This window comes from Micromonospora sp. HB375, from assembly GCF_017872985.1.
GTDB classification, from domain to species: Bacteria; Actinomycetota; Actinomycetes; order Mycobacteriales; family Micromonosporaceae; genus Micromonospora; species Micromonospora chalcea.
The window spans coordinates 6,769,296-6,790,861 of sequence record NZ_JAGGJO010000001.1 but is presented as its reverse complement, the minus strand read 5'-3'; the positions used below and the strand labels follow the sequence as shown (position 1 = coordinate 6,790,861).

Sequence of the window (21,566 nt, the reverse complement as noted above, 5' to 3'; positions counted from 1 at the left end):
TCAGCCCTGGCGGACGCAGCAGCCCTGGCACACCTTGGGCCGGGGCAGCGTGAACGCCAGGCAGCAGGTGCGCCGCTGCACTGTCGGCTCGCCGGCCGGGCCGGGCACCAGTTCGACCAGGTCGTTCAGGTCGAGCGCGCCGAGCAGCGTGCCGACGGTCGCCACGGACGAGCCGGGCAGCGCGTCCGCCGCGCGCAGGATGCCGTGCGCGATGCCGGAGGCCACCGAGCCGAGCAGCGTACGGGTGCCGATCCGCACCTCGCCCTGGATGGCGGCGATCAGCGGGGCGAAGTGCGCGTCGAGCAGGGACGCGCGCAGCGCGCCGAGCAGGGCGGCCTCGTCCGGCACCACGACCACACCGGGCGCGCCGGCCAGCGCCAGCGGGTCACCGGGCAGCACCGCCACCGGGGTGGACGCGCGCAGCCCCAGCGTGAGCAGCTGGTGGTGGTCCTCGAAGTGCACGAGGACGTCGGCCGGGTCGAGCAGCGGCACCCGCCGGGCCGACGCCCAGCCGAGCACCGCTGGGAGCGCCGTCCAGTAGCTGTAGGACTTCCACGCGAGCGCGGCACAGGCGTGCGGGGTGCCGCCCCAGCGGCGGCCGGCGCGGGTCAGGAACTCGGGAAGCAGCGTGCCGTCGATCAGCCGGGCGGCCGGGGACCAGCGGTCCAGCTCGTCGCGGACCAGCAGGCCGGGCGCGAGCCCGGGCAGGTCGTCGGTGCCGAACATGGCGCGCAGGGTCGCGGTCACCGGGGCGAACGGGGTGGCGGCGTCGCGCCCCGGCATCACCGCAGTCACCTGGCCGTCCCCTGTCTGGTCGCCCTGTCGGCCGGCGCGTGCCGTCGACCGAAGCTAAGGCTAGCCTAACCACTCCCTCGGCGGGAGGGGAAGTGACGTCGCGGTGTCGCGGGGAGGTCCCGGTCACTCCGGCGCCGGTCGCGTACTACCCGGCCCGGAAGACGAAAAACGCCGCCGGAAACGGCGACGCACGGTGTAAGGATCGATGCGCTCCGTTCAGATGTCAAGGTGTATGTCGAATATGAGGCAGTTTCCGTACACGTTCGGCCACCCAACGTGAAAATGGGCTTCCCGCCACGAGGAAGCTGATGACGACCTCACCGATCGAGCGTGCCGCGGACTCGTTCGCGGCGGAACTTGCCCGGCACCGGACCGGCCGAGGGCTGTCCAAGAAGCAGTTGGCGACGCTGATGGGCTTCGACCCGTCCTACGTCAGCCACGTCGAAGGGCGCCGGCACCGGCCCACCGAGGACTTCGCCCGCCGCGCCGAGGCCGTCCTGGAGGCCAGCGGCGCGATCTGGCAGCGCTTCCGGGAGTACGACGAGCTGCGGCACGGCCGCGCCGGCGGAGCGCACCGCGACCCGCCGGTCCCCGGGCAGTGGCTGCCGCCCGGCACCGGCCTCGTGGTCGAGCGCGAGGTGGCCACGCTCACCCACATCGGCGACGGCTACCACTGCGCGATCCGGCGGGAGCTGTACAACGCGGGCACCGAACCGGTCACCCGCTACCTGGTCCGGGTCGCCGTCGACCGCTACCCGAACGACCCGGGCCGCTCCAACCGGCACCACCGGGAACACCCGCTCACCTTCGCCGAGCTGCAACTGACCGCGTACCGGGACGACGGCAACGGACGCGAGCCGATGCACTGGCGGGCCAAGCACGACCGGGACGCGTTCAAGGAGATCTGGCTGCTCTTCGAGAACGACGAGGGACGCTTCCCGCTCTACCCGGGCGACCGGGTCACCATCGAGTACGCGTACCGGGTCGGCCAGGACAAGTGGGGCCCCTGGTTCCAGCGGGCCGTACGCCTGCCCACCCGGCACCTGGCGGTGCGGCTCGACCTGCCCGCGGACCTCGACCCCAAGGTGTGGGGCGCGGAGACCTCGCTGTCGGCCGAGGAAGGACCGCTGCGTACGCCGATCCAGCGTGCCTCCGACGGCGACCGGGTGATCTTCGACTGGGGGACCGACGACCCGCCGCTCAACGCCCGCTACCGGATGCAGTGGCGGTTCCGCAGCCCGCAGGCGGACGCCGAGCCGGACAGCGCGCCCACCGGCGGCGCCCGGGTTCGGGCCAGCGACCGGATGCGTGCCGTGGGCATCGTGCAGCGCGGCGACGACCTGCTGCGGCAGCCGGCCCGCCAGTTCGACCTGCCGGCCGAGGAACGGCACGCCCGGCAGGTCATCGACCGGCTCGCCGCGATGCTGGCCCGGCTGGACGAGCTGCACCCGTTCAGCAAGGGCGTCGGCCTCGCCGCGCCCCAGCTCGGCATCGGCTGGTCCGCCGCGCTGGTCCGGCCCGCCGACCGCGCGGCCGAACCGGTGGTGCTGCTCAACCCGCGCGTCGTGGACACCGCCGCCGAGACCGACGAGCAGTACGAGGGGTGCCTCTCCTTCTTCGACCACCGCGGCCTGGTGCCCCGGCCGCTGCGGATCGACGTGGAACACGCGCTCTGGGACGGCAGCCGGGTGATCACCTCGTTCGAGTACGCGATGGCGCGGCTGGTCGCGCACGAGATCGACCACCTGGACGGGCGGCTCTACGTCGACCGGATGGCGCCCGGCGTGCCGCTCGTGCCGGTGGAGGAGTACCGCGAGACCGGCACCCCCTGGCGCTACTGAAACGGGGGGCCGGGTCGCGTGCCCCAGGGGGCGGGGGCACGCGACCCGGCTCGGGGGGAGCAAGGTTCAGAGGTTGCCGAACGTGTCGTACCGGATGTGGTCCGGCGGGACGTCGTCGGCGGCGAGCGCCCGCAGGGTGGCCCGGACCATCGCGGCCGAGCCGGAGACGTAACAGTCGTGCGTGGTCCACGGCCCGTACCGGGTGACCACCTCGGACACGTCACCGAGTTCGCCGCCGAACTCGGGGTCCTCGCTGCACGACGGCGTCACCGACAACCACGGGTGGGTCGCGACCAGGTCCTCCAGGCCGGCCAGCCCGTACAGCTCGTCCGGGCGGCGCGCGCCGTAGAAGACGTGCACCCAGCGGGTGCGGTTGACCCGGGTCAGCTCCTCCACCAGCGCCTTGATCGGCGCCAGCCCGACCCCGCCGGCCACGCAGAGGACGTCCCGGGTGGACTCCGGATCAAGCGTCATCGAGCCCATCGGCGCGGCCACCCGCAGCAGGTCACCCGGCTTGGTGCGGCGCACCAGCGCCCCGGACACCCAGCCGGCCGCGCCGGGCGGCGTCCGCACGTGGAACTCCAGCACGTTCTCCTCGTTCGGCGCGTTCGCCACCGAGTACGTCCGCCACACCCGCGGGTGGTAGCGGGGCACCTCCACGCTGACGTACTGCCCCGCCTGCCAGGGCAGCGGGTGCTGGAGCGCGCGTACGGTCAGCACCGCCGTGTCCGGGCCGTGCCGCTCGTGGGTGAGCACCTCGGCGTGCCAGTACGGCGGGTTGCCGTCCGCCTCCGCGCCGGCCAGCATCCGCGCGCTGATGCTCGCGTACGCCTCCCGCCACGCCTGGTCGTACTCCAGGTTCCAGCCGTCCCCGGCGGTGCTGCGCAGCGCGTCGAGCAGCGCGACACCCATGGTCGCGTAGTGCTCGGCCGTCACGTGGTACTTCCGGTGGTCCCGGCCCAGCGCCCGCAGGTACTCGTCGAAGCTCTCCGGGTCGCCCACGGTCTGGGTGGCGGTGACGATCGCCTCCAGGATCCGGTCGCCCTGCCCGTTCATCTGCACCGGGAAGAGCTTGCGCAGCTCCGGGTCGAGGAGGAACAGCCGGGCGTAGAAGTGACCGCTGAGCCGCTCCCGGTCCTCCTCGACCAGGGCCCAGCTCTCCTTCAGCAGCCGCGCGAAGTTCTCCACAGGGGCACGCTCCTTCTCCGTACGGGCGGATCGGCAGCCATAGAATCTCCACGGAGCGTGTACGTCGGTCGCACAGACTGTGCGATCGCCGGGCCGGGACGCCGAAGTGATTTCATGGTCCGGTGACGGTTGACGAGCTGGCCCGCCCGGTCTCCCGCCGGATGCTGGGCACCGAGACGCTGCTCGTGCTCGGTCTGTCCCTCGGCCAGTCGGCCGTGTACGCGTTGGTGTCGCTGATCGCGAAGCTCACCGCGACCGGTGGGCTGTCCAAGCAGACCGCCGCGCTGAACACCTCAGCGTCGGCCCGGCCCTACCTCGACCTGACGTACCAGCTGCTCGGGATCGTCTTCGCGCTGCTGCCGGTGCTGCTCGCCGTACACCTGCTGGCGCGCGACCCCGGCGACCCGGCGCGGACGCTCGGCGTCGACTTCCGGCGGCCCGGCTCGGACCTGGCGCGGGGCGCGGGCCTGACCGCGCTCATCGGCCTGCCCGGGCTGGCGCTGTTCTGGGCGGCGGCGCAGCTCGGCCTCAACGCCACCCTGGTCCCGGCCGCGCTGCCCGACCTCTGGTGGACGGTGCCGGTGCTGATCCTCGCCGCCGTGCAGAACGCCGTGCTGGAGGAGGTGATCGTGGTCGGCTACCTCATCACCCGGCTGCGGCAGCTCAACTGGCGGATCGGCGCGGTGCTCGCCACGAGCGCCCTGCTGCGCGGCTCCTACCACCTCTACCAGGGCTTCGGCGCGTTCGTCGGCAACGCCGTCATGGGTGTGATCTTCGGGCTGTTCTACCTGCGCACCCGCCGGGTCGCCCCGCTGATCGTCGCGCACACGCTGCTCGACATCTTCGCGTTCGTCGGGTACGCGATGCTGCCCAAGTCCTGGTTCGACTGGCTCTGATCCCGGCTGCCGGCCTGATGGCTTCGCCGGTTCGGCGAGGTGGCGGTGTCGCGGCCCGACGGACCCCACCACCTCGCCGAACCGGCGTCGATCAGGTACGGCCGGGCCGGTACCGGGCGACCGCCCGCGCGGCCACCCGCTCGGCCGTCGCCGTACCGCCGATCGCCGCCGCCAGCGCCGCCGCACCCGGCAGGCGCCGGGCGGCCAGCCGCAGCCCGAGCCACCCGCCCGCCTGCGCCGCCACCGGCGTGGCCAGCCGCCACGCCGCCTCCGCCACCCGCCCCCACGGCCCGTCCGCCGGCTCGTCGGCCGCGCGAGCCGCCGCCAGCGCCGCCCGGGCGGTGCCGTCGTCCGGGTGCACCAACGTCAGCACCAGCAGCTCGGCCGCCCGATCCGGATGCGCCGGATCCCGCCCGTACGCGGCGGCCAGGTGCAGCACCAGGTTCGCCTGCGTCCAGAGCACCGCTGCCAGCTCCGCGACCGGCGCGAACATCCCGGCGCCCGCCGCCAGCGCCCCACCCGTACCGGCCATCCGGACGAACCGCCGCGTCGCCAGCCGGGCCACCCCGTCGGCGTCCGCCTCCGGGTAGGCCCGCCGGACCTGCGCCACCCAGTCCCGGGCGCGCGGCCCGAGCGCGTCCACCGCCGCCAGCGCCAGCAGCTCCGGCGCGAACCCGGGGTGGTCGCGCAGCTGCGGCCCCACCGCCCGCCAGCCCCTTTCCTGGGTACGCGCAGCGTGCCGGACGTCGACGGTGACTGGCAGGGTCTCGGGCTTGTCGTACGGCTGCGCTTCTACCGGCGGGTCCAGGGCGGGCGGTTCGGTCTTGCGACTCTCGTCGACGGCGGGTTGATCGACGGCCAGGGCTTGATCGCCGGCTGCGGCTGCGGGCTCGGCGGCGTCGACCGCTGACGGGGGTGTCTCCGGTGCCGGAGGGGTCGCCGTGACGGCGGTGGCGTCCGTGGCCGCCGTCGAGGCCTCCGTGGTCGTGGGGGTCTTGGCGCTCTTGACGGTCCGGGTTGCCTTCTTGACGGCGGGAGCGGCCTTCTTGACCGGGGGAGCGGCCTTCTTCGGGACGGCCTTCTTCGCGGCGGGCGCACGGCGGGTCCGCTTCGGCGTCTCGTCCTCGCTCGGCGGCTCGGTCGGCACCGACTCCTTGGCCGGACGGCGTGATCGCGCGGCCGGCTCGGGGGAAGGCGTACTCGCTTCGGCCTCCGCGGGCACGGGGTCGGGCTGCGCGGCGGCAGGCGTACCCGGATCGTTTGTCGAAGGCTCGGCGGCCGGGCGTGGTCGCGGTGCCGGCGCTGCGGCGTCGGCCGCCGGCGGCTGGAAGACGACAGTCGGCGCGGCCCGGCGCGGACGCCGGGGTGGCGGTGTGTCGCTCGTCGCGCTCCCGGCGGGAGGCTCCGGCGTGGGTGGCGGGCTGAACGTGGGTCGGGTGGAGCGGGTCCGCCGGGCCTTCGCGGCAGGCTCGCGACGGGGCGGATCGCTCGGCGGCTGCTCCTGCATATCGATGGAGCGTAGCCGTGGACGTGATCTGGCACACGACGGAAACGCGTCGTGAGGGCCGGTCCCGGCATCCGCTTTGCCCCGGGCGGGTGCGGGCCTGTATCCTCGGGCGCGGTGACCTCAGGGTCACCAGGGAGACTTCGCCTAGTCTGGTCTATGGCGCCGCACTGCTAATGCGGTTGGGGTCTTAAAGCCCCTCCCGGGTTCGAATCCCGGAGTCTCCGCGCGAAAGCCGGTTGTGTAGACTGGCCGAGCACAAGCGCCCGTAGCTCAACGGATAGAGCATCTGACTACGGATCAGAAGGTTAGGGGTTCGAGTCCCTTCGGGCGCACAGGGTCTGACAGCGTTTGACCAGGGAAAACGCCCCTCGAGCTATCGATAGATAGCGATCGGGGGGCATTTTTTCGTGCACCCAGGTGCACCCAAAGTGCACCCATGGGTGCACGAAGCGGGCTGATCGCGGCCAAGAGTCACCAGCCGCATCGTTGCTGCGGCCTGTGGGAGTGGCGGACTTGTGGTGGCGGGCCCGACGAGGAGTCAGATGCTCGGGTGGTCGCTGCTCCAGGGCTTCGCGCCCGGGATTAAGACCCGGCGCGACGTGGCCGACATGCACGACAAGGCGCCCGCGAGATGAGGCCACCGGATAGCCCCACGCTGCTGTGCCCTGCTCGCGGAGTCTTCGCCCCAACGTCCGATCACGATGGGGCGGGAGGCGGGACTAGCCTAGGTCGACTTGACAGTATGACGGGGTGGGGACCGAAGCTACGTGATCACCGGTGAGCTGAAGAGCAAGATCGACCGCGTCTGGGATGCCTTCTGGTCGGGTGGCATCTCGAACCCGCTGGAGGTGATCGAGCAGATCACCTACCTGCTCTTCATCAAGCGGCTCGATGACCTGCACACGCTGGAGGAGAACAAGGCGAACCGGCTGGGCAAGCCGATGGAGCGCCGGATCTTCCCGGAGGGCTGCGACGACAAGGGACGCAAGTACGACGACCTGCGCTGGTCGCACTTCAAGAGCGCCGCGCCGGCCGAGATGTTCGAGATCGTCGGCGAGCGGGTCTTCCCGTTCCTGCGGACGCTCCGCGGCGACGGGTCGACGTACTCGCACCACATGAAGGACGCGCGGTTCACCATCCCCAACTCGGCGCTGCTCGCCCGTGTGGTCGACATGCTCGACCAGATCCCGATGGAGGACCGGGACACCAAGGGTGACCTCTACGAGTACATGCTAGGCAAGATCGCGACCGCCGGGCACAACGGACAGTTCCGCACGTCACGGCACATCATCCAGCTGATGGTCGAGATGATGAAGCCCACCCCGGACGACCAGATCTGCGATCCGGCCTGCGGCACGGCCGGCTTCCTCGTCGAGGCTGGCGAGTACGTCCGCCGAACGCATCCGAACGCGCTGCTCGACCCGAAGCTGCGGAAGCACTTCCACGAAAACATGTTCCACGGCTTCGATTTCGACAGCATCATGCTGCGCATCGGCAGCATGAACATGCTGCTGCACGGCGTGGAGAACCCGGACATCCGCTACCGCGACTCGCTGGCCGAGAACGTCAGCAACGAGTCGGAGAAGTATTCGCTGATTCTGGCCAACCCGCCGTTCGCCGGCAGCCTCGACTACGAGAGCACGTCCAAGGACCTCCAGCGGATCGTCAAGACCAAAAAGACTGAGCTTCTCTTCCTGGCCCTGTTCCTCCGGCTACTCAAGCCCGGTGGCCGGGCGGCCGTCATCGTGCCCGATGGCGTGCTCTTCGGATCGAGCAAGGCGCACAAGGAGTTGCGCCGCATGCTGGTCGAGGACCAGAAGCTCGACGGCGTGGTCAAGCTGCCCAGCGGCACGTTCAAGCCCTACTCGGGCGTCTCTACGGCGATTCTCCTCTTCACCAAGACCAACAGCGGCGGCACAGACAACGTCTGGTTCTACGAGGTCAGTGCCGACGGCTGGAGTCTCGACGACAAGCGGACCGCGCTGCTGCCGGCCGAAAAGCTCGGACCACGGCCGCAGGTGGCGTTGGCCGGGAACGAGCACACCAGGAACAATCTTCCCGACGCGTTGGCGCGGTGGTTCCGGCGGGACGGCGACGAGTTGCAGCGAGCGCGGACCGAGCAGAGCTTCTGCGTGCCCAAGGTCGACATCATCGAGCAGGGCTACGACCTCAGCCTCAACCGGTACAAGGAGGTCCTCCACGAGGAAGTCGAGCATCGCTCGCCGCTGGACATCCTCGCGGACCTGGAACGCCTCGAGTCCGAGATCCAGCAGGGCATGTCCAGCCTGAAGGGGATGCTCCGATGACTATCTCGCAGAATTTCGGGGCAATGACGTCGCTCTACGAAATCTGTAATCCCAAGCAATGGCCTACAATCTCGCAGAGCGCGTTCACAGAATCGGGGTTCCCTGTCTATGGCGCGAACGGCAAGATTGGCTACTACAGCAGCTTCAACCACGAGAAGCGGACAGTTTTAATCACTTGCCGCGGGGCCACATGCGGAACAATTAACGTTTGCGAGCCAAATTCCTACGTCACGGGCAACGCGATGGCCCTCGACGACCTGGATGAATCACGAGTGCACCTCGACTACCTAGTTCGTGCTCTGCGCCAAGTTGGCCTCCGGAAGGCCATCACCGGTTCGGCGCAGCCACAAATTACTCGGCAGAGCCTCGCATCGATTTCAGTTCCCCTGCCTCCCGTTGAAGAGCAACGCAGGATTGCGGAGGTTCTGGATCGGGCGGACGAGCTGCGCGCTAAGCGCCGCGAAGCCCTCGCCCACCTCGGCGATGTCACCCAGTCCATCTTCCTTGACTTGTTCGGCTCACCCACTTCGAACCCGATGAACTGGCCTCTGGTTACGCTCGGTGACGCTCTGGTTATGCCACTCCGGAATGGGCTGTCGCCAGCGACTCGCGGCCAGGTGGAGGGACTGGTTCTTACCCTGTCGAGTGTCACCGGGCAGCGTTTTGACCCGACAGCACGGAAGCGAGCAACCTTTCTCGCACCACCACCCGCCGTGCAGACTGTGCATCCCTCCGACTTCCTAATCTGCAGGGGTAATGGAAACCTCAGCCTCGTAGGTCGAGGATTCTTTCCCTACGATCCGATGCCTGACACGACCTTCCCGGACACGATTATCGCTGCTCGAATTCAAACAACCACGGTGCGGCCTGCCTTCCTGGAGCACGTCTGGCGTTCGAATGCAGTTCGAAGGCAGATCGAAGCCCTCGCCCGTACGACCAACGGCACCTACAAGGTCAACCAGACGATGCTGGAAAGCGTCTCGTTCTTTGCTCCCCCCTTGCCTCTCCAGGACGACTTCGTCCGCAAGATCGCTGCCGTTGACGCGCTCAGGCGACGTCATTCGTCGCACCACGCCGAGCTGGATGCGCTGTTCGCGTCCCTGCAGGATCGGGCCTTCCGAGGGTTGCTCTGACGTGAGAAGATCGACGGCTGTCGACTGTGGGGAGTTGGCGCTCGATGAGCAACTTCGTGTTCCTGCGGGCTGAGTGGCCCGTACTGTTTGGCGAGGCCCTGCGAGCGGAGCAGTTGGCCGTCGCCGACCCGCGGGCCTCGTGCTTTTACGCCCGGCGCACGCTCGAACTTGCCCTCGCCTGGCTATTCGAGGCCGACGGCACGCTCACCAAGCCGTACAAGGATGACCTGTCGGCGATGATCCACGAGCCGTCGTTGCGCAACCTGGTGGGCAACAGCCTGCAGGCGAAGATGAACATCGTCCGCAAGCAGGGCAACCGCGCCGTGCATGAGCGTACGGCGGTGACGCCGAAGGAGTCCGTGCCGGTCGTCCGCGAGCTGTTCCACGTCACGTACTGGATCGTCCGGCACTACACCCGCGACCAAGCCAGGGTCCCCGCCAGCGCGCTTGCCTTCAACCCGGATCTGATCCCCAGGCCGATCTCCTCGCAGGTCCGGCAGCAGACCCAGGCCGAGCTGAAGGCGCTCGCCGACAAGCTCGCCGCTCAGGACGCGGCGCTGGCCGCCGAACGCGAGAAGTCCGCCACCCTCGATGCCGAGTTGGCGAAGCTGCGTGCCGAGATCGCCGCCGCGAAGGCCGCCAACGAGGCTCGCCCCGACGACCACGACTACAACGAGGCGCAGACCCGCGACCTCTACATCGACCTCATGCTGGGGGAGGCCGGCTGGCGGCTCGCCCGCCCAGAGGACCGTGAGTTCGAGGTCACCGGCATGCCCAACACCACGGGCACCGGGTACGTCGACTACGTGCTGTGGGGTGACGACGGCAAGCCACTCGCGCTGGTCGAGGCCAAGCGCACCCGCCGGGACGCCACGGTCGGCCAGCAGCAGGCCAAGCTGTACGCCGACTGCCTGGAGCAGCGGTATGGCCAGCGTCCGGTCATCTTCTACACCAACGGCTACGAGACCTGGCTCTGGGACGACACCGCCTACCCTCCCCGGCCGGTGCAGGGCTTCTACACGAAGGATGAGCTCCAACTCCTGATCCGGCGCCGAGCCAGCCGCAAGCCACTCGGGGACGTGCCGATCAAGCAGGAGATCGTCGAGCGGTACTACCAGCACCGGGCGATCCGGGCGATCGGCGAGGCGTTCGAGACGCAGCGGCAGCGCCAGGCGCTCGTCGTGATGGCGACCGGCGCTGGCAAGACCCGCACGGTGATTGCCCTGGTCGACCTGCTGATGCGGGCGAACTGGGTCAAGCGGGTGCTGTTCCTCGCCGACCGCAACGCGCTGGTCAAGCAGGCAACCAACGCCTTCAAGGCGCACCTGCCCGAGGCGGCCACGGTCAACCTTGTCGAGGAGAAGACCGCAGAGGCCCGGGTCTACGTCTCGACGTACCCGACGATGATGGGCCTGATCAACGAGACCGCGAGCGGCGAGCGGCGCTTCGGGCCTGGCTACTTCGACCTGGTCATCATCGACGAGGCGCACCGGTCGGTCTACCAGAAGTACCGTGCGATCTTCTCCTGGTTCGACAGCCTGCTGGTCGGGCTCACCGCGACCCCGCGTAACGAGATCGACCGCAACACCTACAGCCTGTTCAACCTGGAAGATGGTGTACCCACCGACCACTACGACCTCGACGACGCGGTCAACGAGGGCTTCCTCGTCCCGCCGCGGGCGGTCTCCGTAACGCTGAAGTTCCCGCGCGACGGTATCCGCTACGACGACCTCACCGAGGAGGAGAAGGACGACTGGGACGCCCTCGACTGGGGTGAGGGCGACCCGCCGGACGGCGTCGACGCGGACGCGGTGAACAAGTGGTTGTTCAACGCCGACACGGTGGACAAGGCGCTGGAGACGTTGATGACCCTTGGCCACCGCGTCGCGGGCGGCGACCGGATCGGGAAGACCATCATCTTCGCCAAGAACAACGCCCACGCCGACTTCATCCAGAAGCGGTTCGACCTCGCGTACCCGATGCCCCGCGGCCACCTGGCCCGGGTCATCACCCACAAGACCGAGTACGCCCAGAGCCTCATCGACGCCTTCTCCGAGAAGGAGAAGGACCCGCACATCGCGATCTCGGTGGACATGCTCGACACGGGCATCGACGTACCCGAGGTCGTCAACCTGGTCTTCTTCAAGATCGTGCGGTCGAAGTCGAAGTTCTGGCAGATGATCGGCCGCGGCACCCGGCTCTGCAAGGACCTCTACGGCCCCGGGCAGGACAAACAGAACTTCTACATCTTCGACTTCTGCAAGAACTTCGAGTACTTCAACCACAACCCGAAGGCGGCCGAGGGCAAGCTGGGCGAGTCGCTGACCGAGCGGCTGTTCAAGGCCCAGCTCGAACTGATCTACCGCCTCGACCAGCGCCTAACCGCCGACGCCGACGCGGAGGCAGAGGTTGAAGGCACGCAAAGCGAAGCGGCGCTGCGGGGGGACCTCGCCCGCAACCTGCACCGCCAGGTCGAGAACATCCACCTCGACAACTTCGTCGTGCGTCCGAAGCGGCGCCTGGTGGAGTACTACATCGACTTCGAGCACTGGCACCGGCTCACCCCCGAGGCCGTGGACGAGATCGGCGGCAACCTCGCCGGCCTGCCCACCGCAGTCAAGGACGACGACGAGGCGGCCAAGCGGTTCGACCTGATGGTGCTGCGCCTGCAGCTTGGCCAGCTCGACGTGGAGCCCGCATACGACCGGCTTCGTCGGCAGGTGCAGGACATCGCCTCGACGCTGCTGGAACAGACCAGCATCCCGGCGATCCGCGAGCAGCAGCAGCTCCTCGACGAGGTGGCCAGCGACGAGTGGTGGCAGGACGTCACCCTGCCGATGCTGGAGCTGATGCGCCGCCGCCTCCGCGGACTGGTCAAGCTGATCGAGAGGTCCAAGCGGGCCATCGTCTACACCGACTTCACCGACGAGCTGGGCGAAATCTCCGTCGTCACCCTGAACGACATCAAGATCGGCACGGACTTCGAGCGGTTCCGCGCCAAGGCCCGCGTGTACTTACGCGCCCACGAGGACCACCTGGCGTTGCAGAAGCTGCGCCGCAACAAGCAGCTCTCCCCGACCGACCTCGATGAGCTCGAACGGATGCTGGCGGCCAGCGGCGGCGGCACCGAAGACATCGACGAGGCCCGCCGCTCGGCCCACGGGCTCGGGCTGTTCATCCGCTCGCTGATCGGCCTCGACCGGGAAGCCGCCACCGAGGCGTTCGGTGACTTCCTGACCAGCCGGACGCTCAGCGCGAACCAGATCAACTTCGTAAACCTGATCGTCGCCCACCTGACCCAGAACGGCGTCATGGAGCCCGAGCGGCTCTACGACTCGCCCTTCAGCGACATCGCCCCGCAAGGGCCGGACTCGATCTTCCCGTCTGCCGACGTCGACCGGCTGATTACAATCCTCAACTCTGTCCGAGACACCGCCGCCCCTGAGGCGGAGGTGGCGTAGTGCGTCGAAGTGACGCTGGGGGGCAAAGCGCTTCGGGTCAAGGACGAGGGAGACGTGCACCCACGGCTTCGTCGGCATCCCCGGGTTGATCGTGCACCCATGGGTGCACCTGGGGGGAGGGTAACGCCCCCTGGTGTCACGATCTGTCAACAGTGCTACATCCGGAATCCGGACAGAACTGCATAACTCCAGGTCAGAGGCCGGCTTTGCTGCCGACTACGGATCAGAAGGTTAGGGGTTCGAGTCCCTTCGGGCGCACAGCAGTTGAGGGGCCGCTTCGGGAAACCGGGGCGGCCCTTTTTCGTGCGCTCCACCGGCGGTCATGCCGCCTCGCGTCGCCCAGCCACCGAGCGATGGCAACTGATGGGTCCGGATGCGCAGCGACTGACTGGGAGCCGATCCTTCCGGAAAACTTCCGGAAAATCATTGACCTGTTCGAAACGCCGCTGCAATACTCCGAACACTGCGACATCAGCATGCGTCGATTGAAGCCATGCGTCGTCAGGTGTCACTCGTCCCAAGGAGGACCTGCGCATGTACGCCAGCATCCGCGGCTCCCGCCGCCCGTCCACTCCCCGAAAATCGCGTCTCACCTTCCGGTTGGCAGTGCTCGCCTCCACTGTGGCGCTGGGCGCCGCCGGCCTTGCGGTCGCCGCCACTCCGTCCAGCGCCGCCACCTGCAACGGCTACGTCGGCCTCACCTTCGACGACGGACCGACCGGCAGCACCAGCGCCCTGTTGTCCGTGCTGCGCGCGAACGGCGTACGGGCGACCATGTTCAACGTCGGCCAGAACGTGCAGAACAACCAGTCCGCCGCGCGGGCCCAGGTCGACGCGGGCATGTGGGTGGCCAACCACAGTTGGAACCACGCGCACATGACCTCGATGAACCAGAGCCAGATGCAGTCGGACCTCTCCCAGACCAACTCGGCGATCCAGGCGGCGACCGGCGTCCGGCCGCAGTTGTTCCGCCCGCCCTACGGGGAGACGAACTCGACCCTCCAGTCGGTCGCCTCGTCGCTCGGCCTGCGCCAGGTGATCTGGGACGTCGACTCCCAGGACTGGAACGGCGCCAGCGTCAGCCAGATCGTCTCCAACGCCAGCCGTCTTCAGGACGGCCAGGTGATCCTGATGCACGACGGCATTCAGAACACCCGCGACGCGATTCCGCAGATCATGGCCAACCTGACCAGCCGCAACCTCTGCCCGGGCATGATCTCACCGAGCACCGGCCGAGCGGTGGCCCCGGACGGAACTCCGCCGCCGACCACTCCGCCGCCGACCGGCACGCCGACCACTCCGCCGCCGACCACTCCGCCTCCCAGCGGCGGGTGCACAGCGACCGCGACGACCCCCAACGTCTGGGGTGACCGGTACAACACCTCGGTGACGGTTCAGGGGGCCAGCAACTGGACCGTGGTCGTGGCTCTGACCCCGCCGCAGCGGGTCTCCACCACCTGGAACGGCTCCCCCAGTTGGGACAGCACCGGTTACGTGATGACGATGCGGTCCAACGGCAGCGGCAACACCTTCGGCTTCACCACGATGATGAACGGCAACAGCGGCGCCAGACCGCAGATCCGTTCCTGCACCGCGGGCTGATCCCGGTGGCCCACCCAGGTCACCGGAAACGGCTCGGGTGAGCGCGGTCGACCAGGTGCCCCTACGGTCCAGCTGACCCTGGACCGTAGGGGCACGGTTCGCTTCTACGCGAGCGTTTCGGTTCTGATGTAGAGCACCATTCCGACCAGAGCCAGCACGTCCACCGCCAAGAGACCGAGGTGCGCACGCCGGTAGCGGCGCACCATCGTGCCGGCTACGGGCGTCGCCGGCGTGTGGTCCAGGAGCGCCGCGATCTTGTTCAAGCGCGTCTGGTACCCGCCCGGACGCACCCGGTGATGGCCACCCACGCTGGGGGTCAGGGCGGCAATCGGAACAGGCGGGTGCCCGGAGACTCGCAGCTCGATGTCGAACCCGTCGAGCCGTACTCCGTCGACCAGTGACCGTGGAACGCTGTATCTGAAGAGTGGGTTGCCCACGACGACATGCGTGCGGGTCACCGCCACGAAGGCAGCCGGCCCCGCGAGGTACATGAGCAGTACGCACGTGCCGAGCGGCGTGAGAACCATCAGCAGCAACTGCTGGGTGTCGACGATGCGGGAGGGCGTTACGAGGCCGAAAGCGCCGGCCGCCGTGCACATGACGATCGTCATCAGAGCGAGCGGGTCGTTCCGCCGGATCACGGTCTCAACTCCCCAACAGGTCGTGACCTTGGCAAGGCAGGATCATGATGTACGCGTGGCCTGGCGTGCGCGAGAGGCGCTGCTCCGCCGACGCGGGCGGAGGCCCGGGAGAACAGCTCGGGTCGGCTGGTCTCTCGCCCTCCTTGCCGGCTATGCGCTGTGGAGTTGGGCCGTGTACGGCTGGGCTGATGCCCACGGCTACCGCGGATTGCTCGACGGATGGCGTCCCTGGTATCTCGCCGTCGCGGCCGTGACCTACTGGCCACCCGCATGCCTCCTGTGGTGGTGGATCTATCCGAGGGAGGGGCTCGTTCCATGGATGCGCGGATGACGATGGACGCGGAAGTCGCAGGCCTCACCCAAGCGCGCTCGTAGCCGCTCGTACCCGAGCCGGCGACGGCGACGCTGGACGAGCGGAACCGGGCGACGCGGCCGCCGACGAGACGCGGGAGCGGCCCGGGCGGCGCTACGGTACGCGGACGAGGGAAGCGTGCGCTGCGCGCCCTTCGGCCGCCTGGTCCGGCTCGATCGAGACGTAGACCTTCTTGGGCCAGGGCGCGCGCACGCTGAGGCTTACGCGCTCCGGCTCGTCACTGCAGGGCACCCGCGCCTCGGCGGCGTCGGGAGGGATGGGGGCCGGATTGCCGGCCTCGTCCGCCCCCGAGGTCGCGGCCCAGAACCGCGTCCGGAGCGTCCCTTCCCCGACGCACAGGACGTCGAGCACGTAGACGCCGGTCTTGTTCTCGTTGTACCCGGTGCCACTGATGCCGCCGCGCCGGGCGGGCTCGGAGCCGATCATGAGGATGGGCCCTTTTCCCTCACGTCTGCGCTGCTTGTTGTCCACGGAGGTGATCCCGAGCGCGGCGGCTGCTGTGGCGGCCATGCGGTCGAGTTGTTCGGCGGGCAGTTCCGACGGGGACGGCGACAGGCTCGGTGCCGCAGGCGGGGTGGCGGATCGCTCGCTTGTGGCCAGGTGGGTCACGGCGACGCCACCCGCCACCACGATCCCGACGCCGGCGGCGAGGGCGGCGATTCCGGTGCGGCGCCGGTTCCGTACGGTCCGCTGCGCCGCCGCGGTTCCCGGTGGGCGGATGTGTGTCAGAGTCTCCGCGCGCATGAGGGCGAAAGCGTTCCGGGTCTGCTCCTCGGTGATGTCCTCAGGCATGCGACTTCTCCATGTGTTCGGGGCCGAGCCGGGCGGCGAGCGTGGCCCGACCGCGATGCAGCCATGACCTGACGGTGCCTTCGGGCACCCCCTCGCGGTCGGCGATCTCCGCGACCGGCAGGTCGGCGAGATAGCGCAGCACCATTGCCCGCCGCTGCGCGGCGGGCAGCGAGGCCAGGGCCTCGACCAGCGCGACGTGGTCCGGTTCCGGTCCCGCGACGACCGGCTCGCCGTGCTGGCGTCGGTGGAACGCCCGCATCACGCGCAGTCTCCGCCAGCGGCTGGTCGCGAGGTTCCAGGCGACCCGCCGGACCCAGGCGGCGGGGTCGTCGTAGCCGGAGACCTGCCGCCATCGGGCGAGCGCCCGGCAGAACGCCTCCTGAACGACGTCCTGGGCCTCGTGCAGGTCGCCGAAGTAGGCGTACACCTGCACCGTCAGGTCCGCGTAGCTCGCCGCGTAAAAGTCGTCGAAGTCCCTCATCGGCGACTACACGCGCGGCCTGATCGCAACGTTGCGGGCGTCCATCAGATTTCACCGATCCCCTCGACCACGCGGCAACCCGCGGCCGGCGGAAATCCGCCGACCGCGGCCCCGGGTCGCTGTCCGGTGATGCTGCCTGCTTTATCTCACTCCGCGACGGCGGTCGCCTCCAGCTCCACGAGCACGTCGGGCTCGAAGAGGGACTCGACGCCGATCAGCGACGCCGGCGGAAGCGGCTGGGGCAGCCCGAGTTCCTCGGCGACCGACTCGATGCCGGCCATGAACGGCCCGATCTTGTCCGGCGTCCAGTCGGTGACGTAGAAGGTCAGCCGGACCACGTCCTGGAACGAGGCGTCGGCGCCGGCGAGGGCGCGCCCGGTGTTGCGCAGCACCTGCGCGACCTGCCCACCGAGGTCGCCCGGTGCGACAGGGGTGCCGTCGCCCAGTCGCGCGACCTGGCCACTGACGTGGATGTGACGGGCGCCGGTGCCCACCGCCACGTGGTGGTACGGCGTGTGCGGCTGAAGACCGGCAGGGCTGAAGCGGGTGACGGACATCGTGTCTCCTCCATGGGGACCTAGGTGGTTTACCATTGATACCTAGTTGACGAAGGACACTTCAAGGAGACCTGGTTTCATGGGCGATACCGCAGGCGCCCGCGCCGACGAGCTGCGCATCGACGCCCCGCACCGCGAGCTGCTCGATCAAGTGCTGGACAAGTGGTCGCTGAGCGTCCTCAACGAGCTGTGCGAACGCCCTTGTCGCTTCAACGAGCTGCGCCGCGCGATCCCGGCGGTGACACAGAAGTCGCTCACGGCGACGCTGCGACGGCTCGAACGCAACGGCATCGTCGAACGCCACGTGGTGGCGACCCGGCCGGTCGCGGTGGAGTACCGGATCACGCGGCTGGGCAAGACCCTGCGTGCGCCGATCGACGTCCTGCTCGACTGGGCCGACGCGCACCTGCCCCAGATCGAGCAGGCCCGCCGGAGCTTCGACGCCGAGCCAGGCTGACGAGTACTGCCGGACCTCAGGAGCCCGGCTCGTCGCGCGTCGGCGTCGTCCGCAGGCGTACCCGGGTGATGGCCCGGCCCGTCACCTCCGCCACCTCGGCGCTCAGGCCGGGCAGCTCGACCGTCTCGCCGGGGGTCTTCGGGATGTGGCCGAGATGCGCCAGGACCAGGCCGGCCACCGTCGTGTAGTCCCCGGCTTCGAGGGTGGCCTCGTCGAGGTCGATGCCCACGTCGACCAGGTCGTGCAGCGGGAACCCGCCGGGCATCAGCAGCGCGCCGTCCGCCTCCCGTACGACGGCCTGCACGTCCCGGTCGGTCTCGTCGTAGATCTCCCCGACGATCTCCTCGACCAGGTCCTCCATCGTGACGATGCCGTCGATGGACCCGCGCTCGTCGACCACGAGCGCGAACTGCTGCCGTTGGGCGCGCAGCTCCCGGATCGCCTCGGTCACCTTCAGCGTCTCCGGCAGGTACACCGCCGGGCTGGCGTGGTCGGCGACCGGCCCTTCCTGGTCGAGCAGGTCCCGCATGTGCACCACGCCGACGGTGTCGTCCAGTCCGCCGCGACCCACGACCGGGGCGCGTGTCTGCCCCGACCTGCCCAGCTCGCGCAGCGCCTGCGGCGCGGACAGATCCGCCGACAACGTGACGACGTCGCGGCGCGGGACGAGGATCTCCCGCAGGATCCGCTCGGCCACCTCGAACGCGCCCGAGATGATCGTGCGGTGCTCCGGGGTGAGGTTGCGCTGCGCGGCGACCATGTCCCGCAGCTCCTCGGTGGTGACCTCCTCCCGGCGCGCCCGGGGGTCGCCGCCGGCCAGGCGTACGACGGCGTCGCTCGACCTGCTCAGGAGCCACACCGCCGGGCGGGAGAACGTCGACAGCGCGTCGATCGGGCGGGCCACCAGCAGCGCCCAGCCCTCGGCACGCTGCATCGCGATCCGCTTCGGCGCCAGCTCGCCGAGCACCAGCGTGACGAAGGTCAGGATGATGGTGACGACGACGACCGAGACCGGCTCGGCGGCCGACCCGAGGAATCCCAGCGGGATCACCAGCGGCGCCGCGAGGGACACCGCGGCGGCGGCCGAGGCGAGGAAACCGGCCAGCGTGATGCCGATCTGGATGGTGGCCAGGAAGCGGTTCGGATCCCGCGCCAGCTTCGCCAGCACCCGGCCGCCCCGGGAGGTCCGCTCCAGGCGCTGTAGTTGGCTCTCCCGCAGCGACACCAACGCCATCTCGCTGCCCGCGAACACCGCGTTCACCAACACCAACACGAACACGAGCGTGACCTGCACGCCATAGCCGTCCACGGCCAGTTCGACGCCTCCTCGGCCGGACCCTCCGGCAGCGTCAACCGTAGCCACCGCGGCTGGGCGGGGCGGGCCGGGTTGCGAGCAATCAGCGCGTTTCCGCCGGTGATTCCGGAATCAGCCGGCCAGCCGCCGTCAGCCGCTCGAGCACGGCCCGGTGCGGAACCGCGTGACTGGTACGGCCACCCACGCCCGTGGTGGTGACCGCGGTGAACAGCGAGTTCAGCAGCGCCTCCTCGACCGCGTCCAGCACGGCCGCGAACACCGGGTCGATCTCCCCGTCCGGGATCGGCTGCTGATCCGACGTGGTGAACCCGATCGCGTAGTCGCCGCTGGTGCCGCTGAAGGACGCGCCGACCCGGGCCATGGCGAACACCGCCCGGCGGGCGACCCGCCCGAGCTGTCGCGCGTCCAGCGGTACGTCGGTGGCCACCACGATCATGCACGAGTTGCCGGGCGGCTCGGCCCGGTCGGCGGCGGGGACCAGTTCTTCGGCCGGCATCGGCACGCCGAGCACTCTGAGGACGCCGCCGAAGTTGGACTGGACCAGCGCGCCGACAGTCCCCGTACGGCCGGCGGCCCGCACGGTCCGGGACGAGGTGCCGATGCCGCCCTTGAAGCCCAGCGCGGTGGTGCCGGCGCCGGCACCGACGCAGCCCTCGGCGGGCGGCCCGTCGGTCGCCTGAGCGATGGCGGCCAGGACGTGGTCCTCGGTGATCGGGCGGCGGCGGATGTCGGACAGGTGCCCGTCGTTCGTCTCGCCGACCAGGGGGTTGAACGACACCCCGTCCGGCCGGCGCTCCATCAACCAGCCGAGCAGCGCGTCCGCCGCCCGGAACACCGACAGCGTCGCGGTCAGCACGACCGGGGATTCCAGTACGCCGAGTTCGTCCACCTGGGTCGAGCCGACGAGTTTCCCGTGCCCGTTGCCGGAGAACACCGCCGCCGGCAGAGTCCACCGTCCGGGGCCGAGCCCGCTCGGCACGATCGCCGTGACGCCGGTGTGCAGGTCGCCGCCGTCGTCCACGGTGGTGTGCCCCACCAGGACGCCGGGGACGTCGGTGATCGCGTTGTGGCGTCCGGTGGGCAGCGTTCCGACGACGACGCCGAGGTCACGGGCGCGCCGGCCGGTCCGGCTCAGGGCAGCGCCGCCCGGATCGCCTGCACGATGCCGGTCGGTGAGTAGTCGTCGGGGACGCCCTCGACCAGGATGATGTCGCCCTCGATGTGCCGGGAGCGCAGGGGCGCGATCTCCTGGTACGCGGGCGAGTCCCACCACGCGCGCGCCTCGGCGATGCCCGGGAAGCCGAGCATCACGACCGCGCCGGGCCAGGCGCCCTCCTTCACCTCGTGCGGCGTGGCGTGCACGAGGAACCGGCCGCCGTACGGGGCGAGGGTGGCCGGGAGGCGCTCGATGTACTCGGCGATGTCCGGGTGCGGGGCGGCGTCCTGGAGGTGGGCGATCGCGTACGCGGGCATGGTGTCCTTCCGGCCGTCGAACTCCGAACGCCGATCCTGACACAGCGGACGGCAGACGTTCGCGCCCATTTTCCCGGCACCGACGACGGCGCGCGCTCAGGCGCCGGACGCCACGGCCGCGACGGCGGCGTGCGGCCGGTGGGCCTCGTCGTCCTGGCGCGTCAGGCGCTCGACCTCGGTGAACCCGGCCCGCCGCAGCCGCGCGGAGAACTCGTCCACCGGCCAGCGGTACGCGGTGGCGACCTTGTGGTCGAAGGCGCTCACCTCGTCACCGACGAAGATGCCGACCACGAGCGGTCCACCGGGCACGATCGCGCGCCGGAACCCGGCCAGCACGCCGTCGAGATCCGGTGGCGGGAGGTGGATCAGCGAGTACCAGGCGAGGATGCCGTCGACGGAGTGGTCCGGGACGGCGAGGTCGTGCAGCGACCCGAGCCGGTACGCGCCGCCCGGATGGGTGGCCCGCGCGTGCGCGACGAACTCGGGAACCATGTCGATCCCGGTGGCGTCGACGCCCAGCGACCGGAGGTGGTCGGTGAGGTGCCCCGGTCCGCACCCGAGGTCGAGCACCGGGCCGGTCCGGCCGGCCAGGTGCCGCCCGATGAGGGCGAGGTCGTCCGGGTGCACCGCGGCGGTGCTGCCGAACAGTTCGATGTAGAGCTCCGCGACCGCCCCGTACGCCTGCCGTACCCGTGTGTCGTCCACCGCTCGACCATAGGGGTCCGACGCCTTGGCCGCATTTAGCAGA

The 21,566-nt window shown here is 69.7% G+C and carries 18 protein-coding genes and 2 tRNA genes; 9 read left to right on the top strand and 11 right to left on the bottom strand.

Annotated elements, in window-relative coordinates:
• Complete coding sequence (locus J3R08_RS30265; RefSeq protein ID WP_064448844.1) at positions 1-783, bottom strand: hypothetical protein; 783 nt, start codon at positions 781-783, stop codon at positions 1-3.
• 320 nt (positions 784-1,103) lie between these two features.
• On the opposite strand from J3R08_RS30265, the gene J3R08_RS30260 reads away from it, so the two are divergent.
• Positions 1,104-2,636 (top strand): peptide deformylase, encoded by a 1,533-nt coding sequence (locus J3R08_RS30260; protein WP_064448840.1) that lies wholly within the window; start codon positions 1,104-1,106, stop codon positions 2,634-2,636.
• 66 nt (positions 2,637-2,702) lie between these two features.
• Here the strand turns inward: J3R08_RS30260 and J3R08_RS30255 are convergent, their stop codons facing one another.
• Positions 2,703-3,824 carry a globin domain-containing protein gene (locus J3R08_RS30255; protein WP_209963696.1) on the bottom strand — a complete coding sequence of 374 codons (1,122 nt, stop codon included), beginning with the start codon at positions 3,822-3,824 and terminating at the stop codon, positions 2,703-2,705.
• Between the two features lie 122 nt (positions 3,825-3,946).
• Between J3R08_RS30255 and J3R08_RS30250 the strand changes: the two genes are divergently transcribed.
• Positions 3,947-4,720: a CPBP family intramembrane glutamic endopeptidase gene (locus tag J3R08_RS30250; protein ID WP_030499361.1), complete on the top strand. Its 774-nt coding sequence runs from the start codon at positions 3,947-3,949 to the stop codon at positions 4,718-4,720.
• Positions 4,721-4,811: 91 nt separating this feature from the next.
• On the opposite strand, the gene J3R08_RS30245 is transcribed toward J3R08_RS30250, so the two are convergent.
• Positions 4,812-5,867, bottom strand: coding sequence for a hypothetical protein (locus tag J3R08_RS30245; protein ID WP_209963693.1), 1,056 nt, complete (start codon positions 5,865-5,867; stop codon positions 4,812-4,814).
• Positions 5,868-6,360: 493 nt separating this feature from the next.
• Here J3R08_RS30245 and J3R08_RS30240 point away from each other — a divergent pair.
• The 6 genes from J3R08_RS30240 to J3R08_RS30215 all read left to right on the top strand — a co-directional run bounded on the left by J3R08_RS30240 (position 6,361) and on the right by J3R08_RS30215 (position 14,729).
• A tRNA-Ser gene (locus J3R08_RS30240) sits at positions 6,361-6,451 on the top strand.
• 35 nt (positions 6,452-6,486) lie between these two features.
• A tRNA-Arg gene (locus tag J3R08_RS30235) sits at positions 6,487-6,559 on the top strand.
• A 435-nt stretch (positions 6,560-6,994) separates the two neighbouring features.
• The gene (locus tag J3R08_RS30230; RefSeq protein WP_209963689.1) at positions 6,995-8,533 is read left to right on the top strand and encodes a class I SAM-dependent DNA methyltransferase; all 1,539 of its coding nucleotides are present in this window, start codon (positions 6,995-6,997) and stop codon (positions 8,531-8,533) included.
• On the top strand, positions 8,530-9,666 hold the full coding sequence (locus J3R08_RS30225) for a restriction endonuclease subunit S (protein ID WP_209963686.1): 1,137 nt from the start codon (positions 8,530-8,532) through the stop codon (positions 9,664-9,666). The genes J3R08_RS30230 and J3R08_RS30225 overlap by 4 nt, the downstream gene beginning before the upstream one ends.
• A gap of 44 nt (positions 9,667-9,710) precedes the next feature.
• Positions 9,711-13,127: a DEAD/DEAH box helicase family protein gene (locus J3R08_RS30220; RefSeq protein WP_209963684.1), complete on the top strand. Its 3,417-nt coding sequence runs from the start codon at positions 9,711-9,713 to the stop codon at positions 13,125-13,127.
• A gap of 534 nt (positions 13,128-13,661) precedes the next feature.
• Positions 13,662-14,729 (top strand): polysaccharide deacetylase family protein, encoded by a 1,068-nt coding sequence (locus tag J3R08_RS30215; protein WP_043327788.1) that lies wholly within the window; start codon positions 13,662-13,664, stop codon positions 14,727-14,729.
• Between the two features lie 104 nt (positions 14,730-14,833).
• Here J3R08_RS30215 and J3R08_RS30210 read toward each other — a convergent pair whose 3' ends face one another.
• The 4 genes from J3R08_RS30210 to J3R08_RS30195 all read right to left on the bottom strand — a co-directional run bounded on the left by J3R08_RS30210 (position 14,834) and on the right by J3R08_RS30195 (position 17,573).
• Complete coding sequence (locus tag J3R08_RS30210; RefSeq protein ID WP_209963681.1) at positions 14,834-15,340, bottom strand: hypothetical protein; 507 nt, start codon at positions 15,338-15,340, stop codon at positions 14,834-14,836.
• A gap of 496 nt (positions 15,341-15,836) precedes the next feature.
• Positions 15,837-16,535, bottom strand: coding sequence for a hypothetical protein (locus J3R08_RS30205; protein ID WP_209963680.1), 699 nt, complete (start codon positions 16,533-16,535; stop codon positions 15,837-15,839).
• Complete coding sequence (locus tag J3R08_RS30200) at positions 16,528-17,016, bottom strand: SigE family RNA polymerase sigma factor (protein ID WP_209963677.1); 489 nt, start codon at positions 17,014-17,016, stop codon at positions 16,528-16,530. The genes J3R08_RS30205 and J3R08_RS30200 overlap by 8 nt, the downstream gene beginning before the upstream one ends.
• 146 nt (positions 17,017-17,162) lie before the next feature.
• On the bottom strand, positions 17,163-17,573 hold the full coding sequence (locus J3R08_RS30195; protein WP_043327791.1) for a RidA family protein: 411 nt from the start codon (positions 17,571-17,573) through the stop codon (positions 17,163-17,165).
• Positions 17,574-17,652: 79 nt separating this feature from the next.
• Here J3R08_RS30195 and J3R08_RS30190 point away from each other — a divergent pair, with 79 nt between their 5' ends.
• On the top strand, positions 17,653-18,030 hold the full coding sequence (locus J3R08_RS30190) for a helix-turn-helix domain-containing protein (protein WP_166456754.1): 378 nt from the start codon (positions 17,653-17,655) through the stop codon (positions 18,028-18,030).
• Between the two features lie 16 nt (positions 18,031-18,046).
• Here J3R08_RS30190 and J3R08_RS30185 read toward each other — a convergent pair whose 3' ends face one another.
• The 4 genes from J3R08_RS30185 to J3R08_RS30170 all read right to left on the bottom strand — a co-directional run bounded on the left by J3R08_RS30185 (position 18,047) and on the right by J3R08_RS30170 (position 21,523).
• Positions 18,047-19,339, bottom strand: a complete 1,293-nt coding sequence (locus J3R08_RS30185; protein WP_209963675.1) for a hemolysin family protein — start codon at positions 19,337-19,339, stop codon at positions 18,047-18,049.
• 88 nt (positions 19,340-19,427) lie between these two features.
• On the bottom strand, positions 19,428-20,429 hold the full coding sequence (locus J3R08_RS30180) for a P1 family peptidase (RefSeq protein WP_084789675.1): 1,002 nt from the start codon (positions 20,427-20,429) through the stop codon (positions 19,428-19,430).
• 47 nt (positions 20,430-20,476) lie between these two features.
• Positions 20,477-20,818 carry a DUF1330 domain-containing protein gene (locus J3R08_RS30175; RefSeq protein ID WP_030499352.1) on the bottom strand — a complete coding sequence of 114 codons (342 nt, stop codon included), beginning with the start codon at positions 20,816-20,818 and terminating at the stop codon, positions 20,477-20,479.
• A 96-nt stretch (positions 20,819-20,914) separates the two neighbouring features.
• The gene (locus J3R08_RS30170) at positions 20,915-21,523 is read right to left on the bottom strand and encodes a class I SAM-dependent methyltransferase (protein WP_209963672.1); all 609 of its coding nucleotides are present in this window, start codon (positions 21,521-21,523) and stop codon (positions 20,915-20,917) included.
• Positions 21,524-21,566: the final 43 nt, after the last annotated feature.